The organism is Candidatus Poribacteria bacterium (assembly GCA_021295715.1).
Lineage (GTDB): Bacteria > Poribacteria > WGA-4E > WGA-4E > WGA-3G > WGA-3G.
Map to the genome: position 1 here is coordinate 1 of JAGWBV010000022.1, position 17,164 is coordinate 17,164.

General features: G+C 47.7%; 12 protein-coding genes. 11 read left to right on the forward strand and 1 reads right to left on the reverse strand.

Annotated features, from left to right (window positions below; translation table 11 throughout):
* Positions 1 to 156 precede the first annotated feature (156 nt).
* The 6 genes from J4G07_07715 (at position 157) to J4G07_07740 (ending at position 6,502) form a co-directional block, all read left to right on the forward strand.
* Positions 157 to 897 (forward strand): hypothetical protein, encoded by a 741-nt coding sequence (locus J4G07_07715; GenBank protein ID MCE2413873.1) that lies wholly within the window; start codon positions 157 to 159, stop codon positions 895 to 897.
* A gap of 71 nt (positions 898 to 968) precedes the next feature.
* Positions 969 to 1,265, forward strand: coding sequence for a hypothetical protein (locus tag J4G07_07720; GenBank protein ID MCE2413874.1), 297 nt, complete (start codon positions 969 to 971; stop codon positions 1,263 to 1,265).
* A 92-nt stretch (positions 1,266 to 1,357) separates the two neighbouring features.
* Positions 1,358 to 2,212 (forward strand): restriction endonuclease, encoded by an 855-nt coding sequence (locus tag J4G07_07725; protein ID MCE2413875.1) that lies wholly within the window; start codon positions 1,358 to 1,360, stop codon positions 2,210 to 2,212.
* 150 nt (positions 2,213 to 2,362) lie between these two features.
* Complete coding sequence (locus J4G07_07730) at positions 2,363 to 3,085, forward strand: DUF1080 domain-containing protein (GenBank protein ID MCE2413876.1); 723 nt, start codon at positions 2,363 to 2,365, stop codon at positions 3,083 to 3,085.
* A 362-nt stretch (positions 3,086 to 3,447) separates the two neighbouring features.
* On the forward strand, positions 3,448 to 5,301 hold the full coding sequence (locus J4G07_07735) for a tRNA-guanine transglycosylase (GenBank protein ID MCE2413877.1): 1,854 nt from the start codon (positions 3,448 to 3,450) through the stop codon (positions 5,299 to 5,301).
* Positions 5,302 to 5,314: 13 nt separating this feature from the next.
* Positions 5,315 to 6,502 carry an iron-containing alcohol dehydrogenase gene (locus tag J4G07_07740; GenBank protein ID MCE2413878.1) on the forward strand — a complete coding sequence of 396 codons (1,188 nt, stop codon included), beginning with the start codon at positions 5,315 to 5,317 and terminating at the stop codon, positions 6,500 to 6,502.
* On the opposite strand, the gene J4G07_07745 is transcribed toward J4G07_07740, so the two are convergent.
* Positions 6,499 to 8,748, reverse strand: coding sequence for a PQQ-binding-like beta-propeller repeat protein (locus J4G07_07745; protein ID MCE2413879.1), 2,250 nt, complete (start codon positions 8,746 to 8,748; stop codon positions 6,499 to 6,501). The two genes, J4G07_07740 and J4G07_07745, sit on opposite strands and share 4 nt — an antisense overlap.
* A gap of 698 nt (positions 8,749 to 9,446) precedes the next feature.
* On the opposite strand from J4G07_07745, the gene J4G07_07750 reads away from it, so the two are divergent.
* The 5 genes from J4G07_07750 (at position 9,447) to ilvD (ending at position 17,065) form a co-directional block, all read left to right on the forward strand.
* The gene (locus tag J4G07_07750; protein ID MCE2413880.1) at positions 9,447 to 10,700 is read left to right on the forward strand and encodes a serine hydroxymethyltransferase; all 1,254 of its coding nucleotides are present in this window, start codon (positions 9,447 to 9,449) and stop codon (positions 10,698 to 10,700) included.
* A gap of 119 nt (positions 10,701 to 10,819) precedes the next feature.
* On the forward strand, positions 10,820 to 12,238 hold the full coding sequence (locus J4G07_07755) for a bifunctional folylpolyglutamate synthase/dihydrofolate synthase (protein ID MCE2413881.1): 1,419 nt from the start codon (positions 10,820 to 10,822) through the stop codon (positions 12,236 to 12,238).
* A 117-nt stretch (positions 12,239 to 12,355) separates the two neighbouring features.
* Positions 12,356 to 14,713: a sodium-translocating pyrophosphatase gene (locus J4G07_07760; protein MCE2413882.1), complete on the forward strand. Its 2,358-nt coding sequence runs from the start codon at positions 12,356 to 12,358 to the stop codon at positions 14,711 to 14,713.
* 103 nt (positions 14,714 to 14,816) lie between these two features.
* Positions 14,817 to 15,320 (forward strand): hypothetical protein, encoded by a 504-nt coding sequence (locus J4G07_07765; protein MCE2413883.1) that lies wholly within the window; start codon positions 14,817 to 14,819, stop codon positions 15,318 to 15,320.
* A gap of 65 nt (positions 15,321 to 15,385) precedes the next feature.
* Entirely contained in the window at positions 15,386 to 17,065 is a 1,680-nt protein-coding gene (gene ilvD / locus J4G07_07770) for a dihydroxy-acid dehydratase (protein MCE2413884.1), read from the forward strand.
* Positions 17,066 to 17,164: the final 99 nt, after the last annotated feature.

A 17,164-nucleotide genomic window follows, 5' to 3' on the forward strand; every position in this document is an offset into this window, starting at 1 on the left:
AATTCTCCTTTCAGTAAGATTGTATTGTAGCACAATCTTGGTTTAGAGAGTGGCCCGAATTTCCGGTGGCAGTACAAGAGAAGGCATAGGCTAACAGATTGCGGATATAACAACTTGCACAGCCTAACAGGCTATGCTACAACGGACACCAGCGAGATGAGTCAAGATGAGCTTAAATCGTTTTATCGTCGTAATTTGCCTCATATACAGACACCGGGGGCAACTTTCTTTGTGACATTCCAGCTTGCAGGAGCTATACCACAGCATATATTAGCGCAATGGAGAACGGAAAAATTACGATTTGACAAAGAAAAATCAAGACTTCTCAGGTTGCAAAATGACTCCGGGTCCGCGTCAACACAACAGAGACATTGTGAGGAAAAAAATAAACACCTGAAATGGAATCGACAATGGTTCCGAAAATTTGAAAAAACCTTAGATAGCGCCGGAAGCGGACCTGTATGGCTCAAAGATGATCAAATTGCTAAAGCAGTGGCGGAAAGTCTGCATTACCGAGACGGAAAGGTGTATTGCTTGGATGCCTATTGCATCATGTCAAATCATGTCCATGTTGTATTCACACCACTCACAATGCCATCTTCCAGAAGAGAGGTTGTTAATCCGACGAAAAATACAGCACAAACGAAGGACTTGTGCTACAATTCACTTTCTTCCATTATGCAGTCCCTTAAAGGGTATACAGCTCGCAAAGCTAATAGTCTATTAGACCGGACGGGTGCATTTTGGCAGCGCGAAAGTTATGATCACATTATTCGGGATGCAAACGAATGGCAACGGATTATCACCTATGTTCTCAATAATCCCGTAAAAGCAGGTTTAGTGGATACATGGGAAAAATGGAAATGGAATTATTGTCGTTGTAGTATAGGCTGTTAGCCTGTGCAATTGCCGTATAACCTGTTACGGTGTGCAGCTTATAGCGGAAACTGTTTTTTTCAGGGAGGAGAATGGAAATCAAATTAGGTAGAATAAAGGTTGAACCCCAAGATAGCGCATTATGCGACCCTGAGGAGCCCTTTGAGTGTGCGATGGCACGTGCATTGCATCGCTACGGTTATGTTGATCCAATCGTTAACTTTAGAGTTATAGAAATCCACGAGAACGAAACAGAATATTTGTGTAGCGACGCTATAGCCGACTGGCAATTGGACCTCATTGAAGACGAGCCTGTCGATCCAATCACGCTGGTATTTGATGAGGAAGATGAAAGTGTCTACCTTGAAAGCGAATACCAACAGCAGTGAAGAGCAGACGAGTTCGATAAAAGGCATTGTAGCATAGGCTGTTAGCCTGTGCCTCTGAATCGTCCAAACTTTAGTAGGGAAGAGGGAATCGTATGAAAAGGAAAAAAAGAATGGCAGTAGATCCAACCACAGGAGAAAAATATGAAATAGAACTACCAACTTCTGAAGCGGTCAAACAGGAAATTCTTAAACTGGATTATCCAACCCACGGAATCACCATAAAAGAGGCAACGGAAAAACTGGCAGGGAAATTTGGGTTATCTGGTGAAGAAAAAAAGGCACAGACAAAGAGGGGTGAGCGATATCTTGGCCTTTTTCATTATGAAGTAGTTGGCCCTGAATTTGAAAGACTCTTAAAGGAGGGAACATTAAAACAACCAGAAGGAAGGGGGAAACCTTATGTCCTCTCCGGCCCGCCCCCTCCACGATCCCCCTCTGATGGAGATATTGAAGGGATTTATCAACATATTAGAGAAAAAGTAGCTGAAGACTTACTTCAGCAAATTAAAGCAAATTCACCTACTTTTTTTGAAAACCTTGTCATTGATCTTCTTGTTGAAATGGGATACGGTGGTTCAAGAGAAGATGCCGAAGCCGTAGGACGCAGTGGTGATGGTGGAATTGATGGTATTATTAACCAAGATAGACTCGGACTTGATGTAGTTTATGTTCAAGCGAAACGGTGGGACAGTAATGTAGGATCCCCTCAAATTGCTGGTTTTGCAGGGGCTTTGGCGGGAAAAGGAGCAAACAAAGGGATTTTTATCACAACGTCGAATTTTACCAAGGATGCCAAAGCGTACGATGCTGCAGGTTTCAAAATTATTCTCATTGATGGAAAGCGACTTACCCAATTAATGATTGATCACAACGTGGGGGTTTCTACAGTAAAAAATTACGAAATCAAGCGAGTCGATTCTGATTATTTTAGTGGAGATGTTGGGTAATATCTGGATTGGGAGTCGGCAGAATGGAAAACGCATAAACTCACTTATATGCACAGCCTAACAGGAAACCATGCTACGGAAGAAGGCAAAAGAGAAGCACAGGCTAACAGCCTATGCTACACGAAATACAACTAAAAGGAGAATTCTATTATGAACAGCCGTAACCTGTTCATCACTATTTGTATAATTACGCTCGGCATTGCCGCGCTTGCGATGTCGCAGACCTATTTTGAGGATAATTTCGACGATCCGAAAGAATCCGAAAAGAAATGGGTCGCCCTTTTTGGGGAATGGGAACTCAAGGACGATGAATACCATCAACTCCAAAATACCCCTAACTGTATGAGTGTCGTCGCCGATGAATTCTGGGAGGACGACTGGAGTGATTACACCTTTGAAGTGAGAGGGAGCAAAGTCAGTGGTGCCGAGGGGTTCCTGATTATGTTCCGTTGCCAAGGTTTGATGCAAGCACGCGGACAGGCTCTTGAGGATCATCCGCCACGTATGGAGAAGCTCAAACCCTCGTTGGAATACTGGTGGAATCTCGGCGGATGGGGAAACTCACGCTCACAAGTTGAATCTTGGGGCGGCAAAGCCGGTGCCAATAGTGCTCACACCATTAAAGATAAGGATTGGTATAACATCAAGATTGTCAATACCCCCGATAGTTACACGGTCATTCTCAACGATGAAGAAGTCGCAACCGTTGACGATGACACTGAGGGTGGTGTTGGGAGAATAGGCTTAGCCACATGGAGCACGGTTGCTAAGTATGATGATGTCGTCGTTTACGGACCTGATGGTCCCTCGTTACCGGTCGACGCAAAAAGCAAACTCGCGACGACTTGGGGACATCTTAAATCCGTGAAGTAGTTTTCAAACACTATTATAACCCAAGTTGCTGCGAATGAGTTTTGAACGTTTTAAGATGATTCTCGGGTGCTTTTTCACCCCGTAGGGGTGCTATGTCTATAGAAAATGGCTTATGTAAGCAACCGCACCCCGTAGGGGTGCTATGTCTATGAATAGGTGGCAACTTGGGTTATTATATATTAAAGCGCGAGGTTTTGACACCTCGCGTTCACTTTATTCAGAAAGTTTAGATTATTTATAGCGGGTTTTGGAAACCTGAAAGTTACAAGAAAAGTATGCCAAGGCACTCCCAAACCGAATCCCCCATTCCTACCTACCATACAGTTACCTCAACACCACATGGACGGATAGGTGAACTCAGGTTGAGTACTAACAATAGAACACTTGAAACGCCAGTGCTATATCCTGTGATTAACTTTCTGACGGGTACGAGCACACGTGGCGGTGGTGTCTGGAAATATATTCTAAAGATTCTGATGCAGCGACAGACACCTATGCTGTCTCAGATCTTACATTTTCTCGATTTCCCACTCACCGGACGATACCTTGACAATTGGCGTGGGAAGTCAATGCGCAAGCATTACCGTGAACAGAATGGTGTATATGAAGGCACCTTTTTCTTAGATTCCGGTGGCTTCAAACTCCTTTACAACACCGGTATGGATCTGAAAGAATTTGGAATTCACAAGGAAACAGAGGCGGACGATATCCTCGATCTCCAATTAGGCTTTGAAGGTGATATAGTCGCCTCTTTGGATTACCCGCTCCCGCCCAACTTAGCACGTCCAGAAGCTGAAGAGCGGATGAAACAGAGTCTCACAAACGCAGTCCGAGTGGCAGAACGCTTGACAACAAATACAAGCGAAATCCGGACGGTGCCTTATCTTTATACCTGCTGTCATGGTCAATCCGGGGAGGACATCTCGGACTATGTGAGTCAACTCTTTGCTCAAATGAGTGGTATATTATCCTCATTCGGGTTGGCTGTGGGATCACTTGTGCCTTTACGTGGTCGGGACGATTCGGAAGTGATGGAGCTGGTTAACGGTGTTGTCCAAGCCGTTCCAGAGGATCGACGGGAGACGACACCTATTCACGCTTTTGGTGTTTCAGGCGTGCTCACGCCACTCCTCGCTTACATAGGTGTTGACACGTTCGATAGTTCTGGCTATATTCACACGTCTCGGAGTCTCACATATTCACAACCGCACACCCAGAAGAAACTCAGGATTATGGAGATGGATGAAACAGACTGTGACTGTTACATCTGCGAGGCATATCCGCTGCAGGAAATTCAGCAGGCGTTCATGGATAAACAGAGTTACAGAGCCACCTCCACAGGCAAGTTTAAGAGCGAGTACTACGCCGCGATTGGGCTTCACAACTTCCAGACGGAAGCCGATATTCTTGATGAAATGCGTACTGCAATCGCGGCAGACGATGCCCTTGAAGGTTTAGTCCGGCACCTCGCTAAATACCAGAACTTCCGCGGCTTAAGACGGGCAACGGCATGGCTTTCCGATAATGATAAGACACTCGCTACCCGATTGGCTCGAACGTTAATTCAGACCCCCACGCGTATGAAAGCAAAGCACACGCAGCAGAACTTAAATCAATTGGAACTCTTCTCAGGCAATCACGGAAACACTGAGAATAGAAGCCAAACTATCCATGGAGATCGTAACACTCAAACGGTTTCGCTGGCATATACCCCAGATGATTTTCGAGTACCCTGTGATTATAAGGTGCCCGATGGTAAAGAAATCCTACTTGTGATCCCCTGTGCTGGAAAGAAACCTTACTCACTGTCCCGGACGCACACGATGATTGCAAACAGATTTCAAACCGCTTTCGGCGAAGGACAGGAGTGTATCCACAAAATAACGCTCTCTGGACTTTACGGTCCCGTTCCTGAAGAATTTGAAACAGAGGATGCTGTTGTCCGCTACGATTTTCAGCTCTCCCCTAAAAACAAATCCCAGATTGAACAAGGCGCGACACGTCTGGTCAACTACTTGGAAAAATATGGACACAACTATGTGCTTGCAGTCGGATACGCGACGAGTCGGGCATACAGAAAGGTCCTTACACTTACAGAGGAGCGTTTTCCAACATTCATTTTACTGCCGAAGGAACTCAGGCAGAAACGCTTATCTGAATTCTTCAGGCACACGAACTTAGATGCTTTGGTTGAAGTGATACGAGACAAATTATAGGAACTGACAACAGATGCAAAATTATTTTTTACCCTCGCGAATTGAATTTGGCGATGGGACCATTCAAAACTTAGGCGAACACGTCAAGGCATTTGATGGCAAAAAACCATTCTTAGTAAGCGATGCTGGCGTTATCAACGCTGGCATTCTTGCGAAAGCAGTAGAGGCGTTGGACACAGTCGGTTTATCGCATGTCACATATTCAGATATTGAACCGAACCCGACGGACATCAGCGTTACACACGGTGTAGAAGCCTACAAAGCCGAGGCGTGTGATGTCGTCATCGCTGTCGGCGGCGGAAGCGTGATGGATGCCGCCAAAGCCATCCGTCTCTTAACGACCCATGAACCACCCGCTGGCGAGGTTTCCAACCTCGCTCCATATTACGCTGACGTTGGTGGCATCGATCGAATCCGAGGCGATATGCCGCCGCTAATATGTGTGCCGACGACTGCTGGCACGGGCAGTGAGGTGTCACAAGGCTCAATCATTACGGATACATCCCTACAGACAACCGATCGATGGCGCAAGCGCGCAATCGTTACACCCTTCAACATGTCGAACATCGCACTCCTCGATCCGGGAATAACCCTTGGCATGCCACCTGCCCTTACTGCTGCGACAGGTATGGATGCCATCACACACGGCATCGAGGCGTATGTGGCGACGAAGTACCACCCTATTGCTGAGGGGGTCGCACTACAGGCACTCAGAATGTTGAGCGCAAATATTCAACAGGTCTATTACAATGGTGAAGATGTAACCGCACGCGGGGAAATGCTTTTGGGGTCATGCATGGCAGCATTTTCATTTCAGAAGGGGCTTGGCGCGGTCCATTCGCTGGCGCACCAACTCTCTACAGATGCCCCCATACCCCATGGCGTAGCAAACGCGATTCTCCTCCCACCTGTCATGGAATTCAACTTTTCTCATGCGAACGAGAAATACGCTGAAATCGCGCGTGCCTTAGGTATAGACACCAGTAAAATGGACATTGAGGAAGCGGGGCATGCTGCCATTGATAAAATCAGGGCATACAACACAGAATTGAATATGCCCACTGGACTCGGAGAAGCTGGTTTGGACCGGGGAAAAATTCCGAAACTCGGCGCGGACGCAATGCTTGATCATTGCCATAAATTCAATCCGAGGGTGTGCACAGAGGAGGATATGGTGGCTTTATTTGAGGCAGCGTTCTAAGGAATATCAACAGACACAATCCAGCCCTTCGTCAGTGCTGGTTTATAGGCGTTATCGCGCAAGTAATCTGATGTTTGCCACAAGCAGAGATGCTTACCATCTGGCATCCAGACGACCGATGTCAACTTCATCGGTGTGCGAGCGATAGGAAATTTCTCACCACTATCAAGGTCATAAACCCAGATCTTCCAGCGGATGCCTGCACAGTCCTCACGTTCCATATACGCTAACTGTTTACCTGTTGGCGACCACGCAGGAGATGTGTGTTTCAAAATCTGGCTCTGCGTTAAAGTAGAAACCGTCTCCGATAAGTGCAGCTGCTTATCAAGCAATTGCCCGGGACGGTTACTGCCGGATAAGACATACGCCAACTGGGTGCTATCCTCCGACCAGTTCAGTTGATGAACCTGTTGATGCTGCGTCAGGATCTCTTTTATACGTTGCCCTTCTATGTCTTGGATGCGGACGCCAACATATCTTGAACTGTTTACACCGAAAGCAACACGGGTGCCATCGGGCGCCCAAGATGGTGCTGACAGATAGGTATAGGTACGCTGCCGACGTTCAATTGGTACGCGGGCAATAGCCCCTAAACCGCTACCATCGCTGTTAATTCGGTAGACGATATCCATTCCCTTTTCGCGTCTTCTGAACACTAAACGGTTAGATTTCGGTGAAAAGGCAGGTCCATCTCCGCGAACTAACTGTCTGATTCGTCCGAATTTCCAATCGACTGTATAAATAAAGCGCTCACCGTTTTCGTCCACTTCAAATGCAACAAGCCTACTGTCAAGCGACCAAGAGACATACGGATTGTAAAAGTCTCCAGTGTAGAACTTTCGTGCCCGTTCTCCCTTCCGATCCATAATCCACAGTTCATTTGCACGCCAATATCTGCCATCCAAATTTTCTCTTTTCAAAAATGCGATGAACTCTCCATCCGGACTCCAGCGCGGAAACTCAGCACCTTCAATCAATTGCACCCTATACGGATCAGTCGTCGAATGATCTTCTGGACGACAGAAAGTCGTATTGAACATGATACCATCTATGTCTTTAAACTCGCCGAAGGCAAACTTATCCATCCATCCTCGGACACCGTTCGGAAGTTCAACTTCATACCATCCGTCCGAAACTCGTAGAATCGGCAAACGCACTCCGTCGTTGAGTTGTAACAACACGGATGTGCCTTCGCCTGTGGTGGTTGTAGCACCGCCTTTTCTTGTATACACAGGTGCTGCGTCATGTGCCACAGTCCCTTGCCGTTGACTCTCCTTTTCATGGATGGTTTCTGTTGCGTTTGCAAAGGCGTAGACATTGCCATCGCCAGATGCAGCATAGAGAACACCATCGGAAATTGCGGGGGCGGCGTCCACAGAACCACCGAGCTGATATGTCCAAGTTTCAGCCTTGGATGCCGCATCGAAGGCGTGGAGTTGTCCATTACGAGCACCAATATAGACGACACCATTCGCTGTCACAGGATAACTCTCACTGCCATTTGTGTGGTCGCGCCACAAATCCGCGTTGTGTTCTGGAAATATAGGACGAAACACCCCCTTAGCACATCCGTATTCGACACCGCGGATGTGGATCGTCCGTTCACGCATCGCTTCAAGGGCACCTGTCCTCGCGTTCAAGAGGTAGATTTTTGACGGGAACGCACCGATGTAAACCCTGTTCTCCACAACAATTGGCGGCGCGTCCATCCAACCTTTCGACTTGAACTCCCACAACTTCTCGCCTGTTTTCGCGTCTAATGCGTAAACCTTGTTGTTCCTCGCGCTAAAGTAGACCCGATTCCCGAGCACCGCTGCGGAATAGCGGATGGCATCCCCCGCGTCAAAAACCCACCTGATTCCCCACTGTTTCGCGTCCAAGGCATACAACTTACCATCTGTCGATCCGATATACAAAATGCCATTCGCGACCACAGGTGAAGCATGGAGGGGTCCACCTGTTTTGAATTGCCATAGCAGTTCCAATGGTGGTGTAATGCTTTTGTCTGGACTCATCCCAGAAAAGCCAAGATTGTGCATGAACATGTGCCAGTCTTCAGCACGAGGTGAGGGGATAGGTTCCGTTGCTTCAGGGGCTGCTGCCTGCTGTGCCCTCGGCTGCTGTGTCTGCTTTTTCTGTTGCGAATCGCATCCCCACACGAGAAGTAGTGCAAGTAGGATTATGAACTTTTTGGCACAGTTCACAAGCAAAAATTTATTATAGAAAAATCTATTCCAGAGATACACATCGATCCTTTCATCAAGACCTTACATTACGGATTGAGGCTATAGGAGAACCCTTAAGACATTTTATTCCGTATTAGATTAGCACATTATCAAAGTGTGTGCAACTGAAATCAGATATACCCGATGATTCTCCTGATAGTGGAGTTTGCTACCTTGCCGGTGTATTGTTAACTGTATACTTCACTATAAACAGTTCTAACGAAGTGTTTGGAAATTTGGTATTCTTTGAAGAAAACCGAAGCGGTTTTACACGAAAGATAAAGACATGGAGCGTCCATCCCGCAACTTTTATATCTTTCCGTGAAAAGGTCACATCGGGTTTCTAATAAAAAGCCGATGCTTGAAAACTACAAGGAACCCGTTTTTCCAAACTTCGCAAAAATTACGAAAAATTTGAATTTACGGTAAATTTGTGTTAAAATTTAACTTTTACAATATAACACCATTTTAATTCTAAACGGTGAAGGAAAGTCAGTACCCGCACCTAAAGGTAGGGGTTTGTGCAAAGCGTTCATCAAACGTTCACTCCACAAGTTACACCACTGATCACAAGTCTCCGGAACCCATAGCGATATGAGTAACGGGTACTGTAGATTTCGTTCACAGGCACGAGATAAAATAAAGCCTGCCTTTATTAAGAAAGGAGACAGGGTTTCCTTCCCTACCCAAAGGTAGAGGTCTCCACCCTGAAGATATTGATGAACAAATTATTAAGTGAAGTCGATCCGCAAATTGTTGAAATCACCGCCAATGATCTGAAACGTCAGCAAGATTCTCTGATGCTGATCCCGTCCGAGAACTACGCCAGCCGCGCAGTTATGGAAATCCAAGGTAGTATCCTCGCCAATAAATACGCCGAGGGCTATCCGGGTGAGCGTTACTATAACGGATGCCAATTTATGGACGATGTCGAGTCGCTTGCAATTGCGCGTGCCAAGACACTCTTCGGTGCCGAGCATATCAACGTCCAACCGCACGCTGGCAGTCAAGCGAACATGGCGGTCTACCACGCGCTTCTCGAACCGGGTGACACAATTCTCGGTATGTCCCTCAGTCAAGGCGGGCATCTCACCCATGGTGCAGGTGTCAACTTCTCGGCAGACTATTACAATATCGCTGCATACGGGGTGAATGCCGAAACCGAACGAATCGACATGGAGGAGATTGCCCGTCTCGCCGCAGAACACCGTCCCAAACTCATCGTTGTCGGCGCGACAGCTTATCCTCGACACTTCGACTTTGCAGCATGGCGACAGGTTGCTGATTCCGTAGACGCATACTTGCTCGCGGATATAGCCCATATTGCGGGTCTTATCGCTGGTGGTGCTCATCCCGACCCTGTTCCTTACAGTGATGTAATTACCACAACAACACACAAGACTTTACGCGGTCCTCGTGGTGCCATGGTTATGTGTAAAGCCGAATATGCGGACAAGATCGATCGCGCTGTTTTTCCCGGCTTACAAGGTGGACCCTTCCTCCATACAATTGCCGCCAGAGCTGTTGCCTTCAAAGAAGCGAGCGAACCCGCTTTTAAGACATATCAGGCACAGATCGTAAAAAATGCGAAGGCACTCGCTGCACGGTTAATTGAAAACGGTTTCCGGTTGGTGAGCGGAGGTACCGACAATCACCTCATGCTGATAGACCTTACTTCCAAGTATGAGAAACTCAGTGGAAGACAAGCCGCCGACCATCTGGAAGATGCCGGAATTATTGTAAATAAAAATACCATTCCTTTCGACAAAAGGAAACCCAGAACGACAAGCGGTCTACGCCTCGGAACGCCGATGATTACAACACGTGGGATGAAAGAGGATGAAATGGTCCTCGTTGCCGACTTCATCGCAGAGACGCTCGAAAATAGGCAAAAAGCCTCTATCAAACGACAAATCCGAGAGAAAGTCAACGAACTCTGTGCACAATTTCCGATTTATGAATACCTAAAATAGTGTCAGTTAGCAGTTGTCAGCTATCAGTTAAGAGGTTTCCGTTTAACAAAAATCCCTTGTAACTCTCACTGCGAGGCAACCGACAACTGAAAGCCTGCACAGCAGGCGAACCGAAAACTATGAACTACAAAGCGGCACTCGCCTATATTGAAGAGTTTATTGACTATGAAAGGAGTCCTGATTTTTCACGGCAGGCACGGCTTTACAACTTAGACAGAATCTCCCTCTTGCTGGAGCTGCTCGGTAACCCACACGATAGACTGCAGGTTGTCCATATCGCGGGGAGCAAAGGAAAAGGTTCTACTGCCGCACTCACAGCATCAGTGCTTACGCATGCAGGCTATAAAACGGGTTTGTTTACATCCCCGCATCTCATTACACCGCGAGAACGGTGTCGTATTGATGGTGAGTTAATTTCAAAGTCAGACGTTGCTTTCTATATTGAGAAACTCAAGCCTGCAATTGAGGCTGTTTCCGCTTCTGAATTCGGACGTGTCTCATTTTTTGAAATATACACCGCGCTTGCATTTTCCTATTTTGCCGACAAAGGCACAGACTTTGCTGTTATTGAAGTCGGTTTAGGTGGTAGACTCGATGCAACGAACGTTGTTACGCCAGTTGTGTCCGTTATTACACCGATCGGGTTAGAGCACACTGCGATATTGGGAGAAACACATACTGAGATAGCCAGAGAGAAAGCCGAAATCATAAAACAGGAACGTCCGTTGGCACTCGCCCCGCAACACCCGGAAGCGCGAGCAGTATTTGAGGAAGTGGCAAGCAAGCGCAAGGCGCCGATCGTTGAACTCAAAGTCCTTGACGCATCTTGCAAACCAATCTTCCAAAGGGCAGAACAGGATTCATGTGTATCAGCCCCGCGTCTCATCCAAAATGCCGAGGGTTTACCTACAGCACAGCAATTTGACGTGGAAACGGATTCAGAGCATTATCCCCAGCTGACTATACCGCTTCTTGGGCACCATCAGTTTATAAACGCAACAACTGCTGTTGCAGCGATTGAGTGCCTAAAACAGGAAGGATACATAATTCCGAAAGCCGGTGTTTATGCCGGATTTAAGAACGTGCAGTGGCAGGGCAGAATTCAACGAATTAGGTCTTCGCCAATTGTTATCCTTGATGGTGCGCATTCTCCTGCCTCAATGAAGGGGCTCTGCGATACTCTTCGTCACAGTTTTCGTTATAGTCAGGTGACTTTTATCGTTAGTTTAATGAAGGATAAGCATCTTGCAGCAATTGGGAATGTTATTTCACAGACAGCAGATTTCGTGATTGCGACACAAGTCCGAAACAACCCGCGTGTGATACCCGTGGAGGCGTTAAAGAGTGCTTGGGAGAATACGTGTAGGAAAATTACCCTGTGCCCAACGCCAGAAGAAGCAATCATAAAGGCGTTATCCGCCGCATCGCCGACAGATTTAATCTGTGTTACAGGCTCGCTTTACCTCGTTGGTCAGGCACTTGAAATATTTAAATCAAATTCTTCAGCAATAGATCGTATTGGTATTCCTCTTTCTTAGCGAAAGATCGTAAGCCCGTAATGAACTGGAGGGCGACTGCACGGAAAGGAATTTCAATGCTCAAACCTACTTCACCAAACCGCAAGGAAAATTAAAAATAAAAAAGAGAGGTTTTTAATGCGTGACATCGCTTGCAAGAGACGGTGGCTAAATTGGAAGACATTTCTGATATCCCTGCCCGTTCTAAATTTAGCCACCGTGGCTTTTGCCCAAACAGACACCGTACCGACTGTACCGCCGATATGGTGGATTGCCCCGATTGGCGCACTCATCGCTTTAGGTTTCGCATACCACTTCTACCGCACTGTGATGAAACAGAATGAGGGCAATGAAACGATGCGCGAGATCGCACAATCCGTGCGTGAAGGCGCGATGGCATATCTCAGGCAACAATACAAAGTAGTGGGCATTGTTTTTGTTGTGCTCTGTCTCATCTTCATATTCATGGCTTTTGTCCTTGATGCCCAAAATAAAGTCATACCGTTTGCCTTTCTCACAGGTGGCTTTTTCTCAGGGCTCTGCGGTTTCCTTGGTATGAAGACCGCAACCAACGCTTCCGCCCGCACGACAAGTGCCGCCATGGAAGGACTCAATGCAGGCTTGAAGGTCGCGTTCCGTGCTGGAGCAGTGATGGGATTAATAGTTGTTGGATTTGCCCTTCTTGATATCACCGGATGGTTTCTTATCCTCTATTACCTATTCCCCAAGATATTACCCGGATTTTTAGAAGTAAATCCGCTGCCACAGATTACTGTAATTATGCTCAGTTTCGGTATGGGTGCCTCAACGCAGGCACTCTTCGCTCGTGTGGGTGGTGGTATCTATACCAAAGCGGCGGACGTTGGGGCCGATCTGGTTGGGAAAGTTGAAGTTGGACTTTCAGAGGATGATCCGCGTAACCCCGCAGCCATCGCGGATAACGTCGGCGATAACGTTGGCGATGTCGCAGGCATGGGAGCCGATCTCTACGAATCCTATGCAGGCTCCATCTTAGCAACAGCCGCCCTCGGTGTCGCAGCCATTGCTGCCAGAGATCACAATAACATTGCACTCCAACTTAAATATCTTTCTGCACCCATGATCATCGCTGGCATCGGCGTCGTTCTTTCCATTTTAGGTATCTATATGGTGCGCACGAAAGAGGGCGCGACGATGAAACAGTTGATGGGTTCCCTGAACTTCGGTATCAACGGAAGTGCTGTAGGCATCGCTGTCGTCTCGCTCCCTGTCCTTATCTATCTGGGACTCCCTAACATGTGGCAGATTTGGGGAGCGATAGTCGCCGGGCTTGTGGCAGGTTTGATTATAGGGAAAGTCACTGAGGTCTTTACCTCTCACGATTATGCACCGACCCGTGCCATTGCGAAGCAGGCACAGACCGGACCCGCAACAGTAATTATTGAAGGTATTGCTGTCGGTATGGAATCAACGGCAATTCCGGTTATAACCATTGTCGCCGCAGTCGCCGTTAGTTATTACCTCCCCGGTGGGGCGACCGAACCGCTGATGGGGTTATATGGCGTCGGCATTGCCGCTGTCGGTATGTTGGCGACCCTTGGGATCACCCTCGCCACAGATGCATACGGACCGATTGCAGACAACGCTGGCGGAAACGCCGAAATGGCAAAACTTGATAAAAGTGTTCGAGAACGGACCGATCAGTTAGATGCACTCGGTAACACAACAGCCGCAACTGGTAAGGGATTTGCCATTGGATCGGCAGCACTGACAGCCCTCGCGCTCCTGGCCGCCTATTTGGAAGAAATTCGATACGGATTAGTCCATTTAGCACATAAGGACACACTCGTCATACCCGGCGAGGGCAGTGTTGATACACTCAAGGTTTCGGTCAGTCAATTTATGGATTACTACGACGTTACCCTGATGAACCCGCAAGTCCTCATCGGATTGTTCATCGGTGCGGTGATGGCGTTCTATTTCTGTGCGTTGACGATGAAAGCCGTTGGACGTGCCGCTGGTGCCATGGTAGAAGAGGTCCGCCGTCAATTTCGTGAGAAACCGGGTATTATGCGCGGTGAAGAGAAACCGGATTACGCGCGATGTGTCGAAATTTCAACCGTTGGCGCACAACGAGAGATGGTCTTTCCATCGCTCATCGCTATCGTTGTCCCTGTCGCAGTCGGCTTGATTTTTGATGTTGCTGGCGTATTAGGTTTGCTGGCAGGTGGCTTGGCGACCGGTTTCGTTCTCGCAATTATGATGGCAAATGCCGGGGGTGCGTGGGATAATGCTAAAAAGTTCATTGAAGAAGGCAAACACAAAGATGAATACGGTGAAAAGGGCTCAGAACAACACAAAGCCACCGTTGTTGGTGATACTGTCGGAGATCCGTTCAAAGATACCTCTGGTCCGTCGCTTAACATCCTGATTAAGTTGATGTCCATGGTGTCAGTCGTGTTCGCTGGTCTCATCGCGAAATACGGCGGTGTGTTTAGCAGTTGGTTGGGCATATAGGTAAATAGACAACGCATGAGAGACGCTCTGACGCAGTTCAAGAGCTTAACTACGTTGGATCGGTATCTTTCTGTGCTCGCAATTTCTGTTGGATGTTCATAATATGCAATTGCTAAAAAACTTTATAGGATTCGGCTTGAGTCTACTGATCCTCTTTGCAATAGGATGTCAACAGGATCTTAAGAAAAATGTTACGTCATTGTCTTCTGTTGATGGTGTTGGCGTAGAAGAACCCTATATGGGGGATTTAATCATCGGTGATGTGGACGATAAGTTTGCAAACGATAGTTTTGCTTTCAATGATGCTACGATAACGGGCGATATGCTGACCATTAATGTATCCTACAGCGGAGGGTGTAAAAATCATCAATTCACTCTTGTTGCCTCGGATTCGTTTCTTGAATCTTTTCCTGTACAACTTAGGGCTTATATTATTCACAATGCTAACAGAGATACCTGTGAAGCGCGGCCAACTGAAGATTATCGCTTCGATCTTACCCCAATCAAAACACTATATCAGGAGGCTTACCGACAGAAAGCAGGCACCATTATTTTACGACTCAAAGATGCGCCAGAGAGAGAACTTATCTATGAATTTGCAATGTAGTTGCGATTTCTAAATTCCGGTGTTGTAGGGAAGCCAATTTACCTTTTGTAGGAGAACAGAAAAAAATGTCCAATAAGTTGAAACCCCGAAGTTATGCGATTACCGACGGACCCGATCGCGCCGCCGCACGCACCATGCTCATGTTCGGTGATGGTGGATTATCACCTGACGATCTTGACAAACCGATTATCGGGGTTGCGAATACTTGGATCGAAATAGGTCCTTGTAACTTTCACCTGAGACGGCTTGCCGCTAAGGTTAAAGAGGGGATACGCGCTGCAGGTGGAACACCACTTGAATTCAATACCGTCAGTATCTCTGACGGCATCACGATGGGCACCGAGGGCATGAAAACTTCGCTTATCAGCCGGGAAATCATTGCCGACTCGATCGAGTTGGTTTCCATCGGTAACATGTTCGATGCTGTCGTTGCCCTGTGTGGATGCGATAAGACCGTCCCGGGTACTGTCATGGCACTTGCACGGTTAGATATTCCATCGCTCACGCTCTACGGCGGGTCGATCATGCCGGGCAAATTTCAGGGACGAGATGTCACCATCCAAGATGTGTTTGAAGCGGTCGGACAGCATGCGGAGGGTACAATAACTGTCGAAGAACTCGATGACTTGATTAGTAAAGGGTGTCCAGGTCCCGGGGCATGCGGCGGCCAATTTACTGCCAACACCATGGCAACAGCCGTTGAAATGTTAGGCATTGCTCCGATGGGAAGTGGGAGCGTTCCAGCTGTCGTAGACGACAAAGACCAAGAAGCATACAGAGCCGGACAACTCGTTATGGACATGCTCGCTGCTGACCGGAGACCGAGTCAGATTATCACCCGCAAGTCACTTGAGAATGCGATCACCTCAGTCGCCGCGACCGGTGGTTCTACCAATGGGGTTCTCCATCTACTCGCTATCGCGCACGAGGCACAGATTCCGTTGACGCTTGAGGATTTTCACACCATTAGTCAAAAAACACCCGTATTGGCTGACCTGAAGCCCGGTGGTCAGTTTGTCGCAACCGATCTTTATGAGGCTGGCGGCATTCCATTCTTGGCAAAACGCTTGGCAGAAGCAGGTTTGCTCCACACTGATGAACTCACTGTCACGGGGAAATCCATTGGCGAAGAGGCAGGCGCAGCCACCGAAACTGAAGGACAGCAAGTCGTCAGACCCGTCAATACCCCGCTCAAGCCAACTGGCGGTTTTGCCATCTTGAGAGGTAATCTTGCACCAGATGGGTGCGTTATTAAGTTGGCAGGTCAGGATAAAACGCTCCATCGGGGTCCCGCCCGTATTTTTAATCGTGAAGAGGATACCTTTGCCGCTATCAAAGGCGGACAGATCCAACCCGGGGATGTCGTCGTTATCCGTTATGAAGGACCCACCGGCGGTCCCGGTATGCGTGAAATGTTAGGCGTAACGGCAGCCATCGTTGGTGCTGGCTTAAGTGAAGATGTCGCTCTTCTAACCGACGGTAGATTCTCTGGCGCGACACACGGTTTCATGATCTGCCATGTCGCCCCCGAAGCCGCGAAAGGGGGTCCCATCGCTATCCTCCAAGAGGGAGATGAAATCGTGATTGACGCCAAAGAACGATGCCTCGACGTTAATCTCTCCGACGCTGAAATCCAAGAGCGCTTTGAGCAATGGACACCCCCTGAGCCGCGCTATGCTCGCGGCGTCATGGCAAAGTATGCCAATTCAGTATCTTCCGCTTCTGAAGGTGCCGTCACGGGATAGAAGTCAGTTTACTCCTATTCATAAGGGCAGGTCTCTGTGCCTGTCCTTTTCCTTTTTATAGAACCTGACTCCATGTCCATTTAACTTGAAAAAATGTTG

Excerpts from the sequence above, each read along its gene's own strand:
- J4G07_07725 (MCE2413875.1), top strand. The coding sequence starts at position 1,358 with ATGAAAAGGAAAAAAAGAATGGCAGTAGATCCAACCACAGGAGAAAAA.
- ilvD (MCE2413884.1), top strand. The coding sequence starts at position 15,386 with ATGTCCAATAAGTTGAAACCCCGAAGTTATGCGATTACCGACGGACCC.
- J4G07_07720 (MCE2413874.1), top strand. The coding sequence starts at position 969 with ATGGAAATCAAATTAGGTAGAATAAAGGTTGAACCCCAAGATAGCGCA.
- J4G07_07740 (MCE2413878.1), top strand. The coding sequence starts at position 5,315 with ATGCAAAATTATTTTTTACCCTCGCGAATTGAATTTGGCGATGGGACC.
- J4G07_07760 (MCE2413882.1), top strand. The coding sequence starts at position 12,356 with ATGCGTGACATCGCTTGCAAGAGACGGTGGCTAAATTGGAAGACATTT.
- J4G07_07765 (MCE2413883.1), top strand. The coding sequence starts at position 14,817 with ATGCAATTGCTAAAAAACTTTATAGGATTCGGCTTGAGTCTACTGATC.
- J4G07_07715 (MCE2413873.1), top strand. The coding sequence starts at position 157 with ATGAGTCAAGATGAGCTTAAATCGTTTTATCGTCGTAATTTGCCTCAT.
- J4G07_07730 (MCE2413876.1), top strand. The coding sequence starts at position 2,363 with ATGAACAGCCGTAACCTGTTCATCACTATTTGTATAATTACGCTCGGC.
- J4G07_07750 (MCE2413880.1), top strand. The coding sequence starts at position 9,447 with ATGAACAAATTATTAAGTGAAGTCGATCCGCAAATTGTTGAAATCACC.
- J4G07_07755 (MCE2413881.1), top strand. The coding sequence starts at position 10,820 with ATGAACTACAAAGCGGCACTCGCCTATATTGAAGAGTTTATTGACTAT.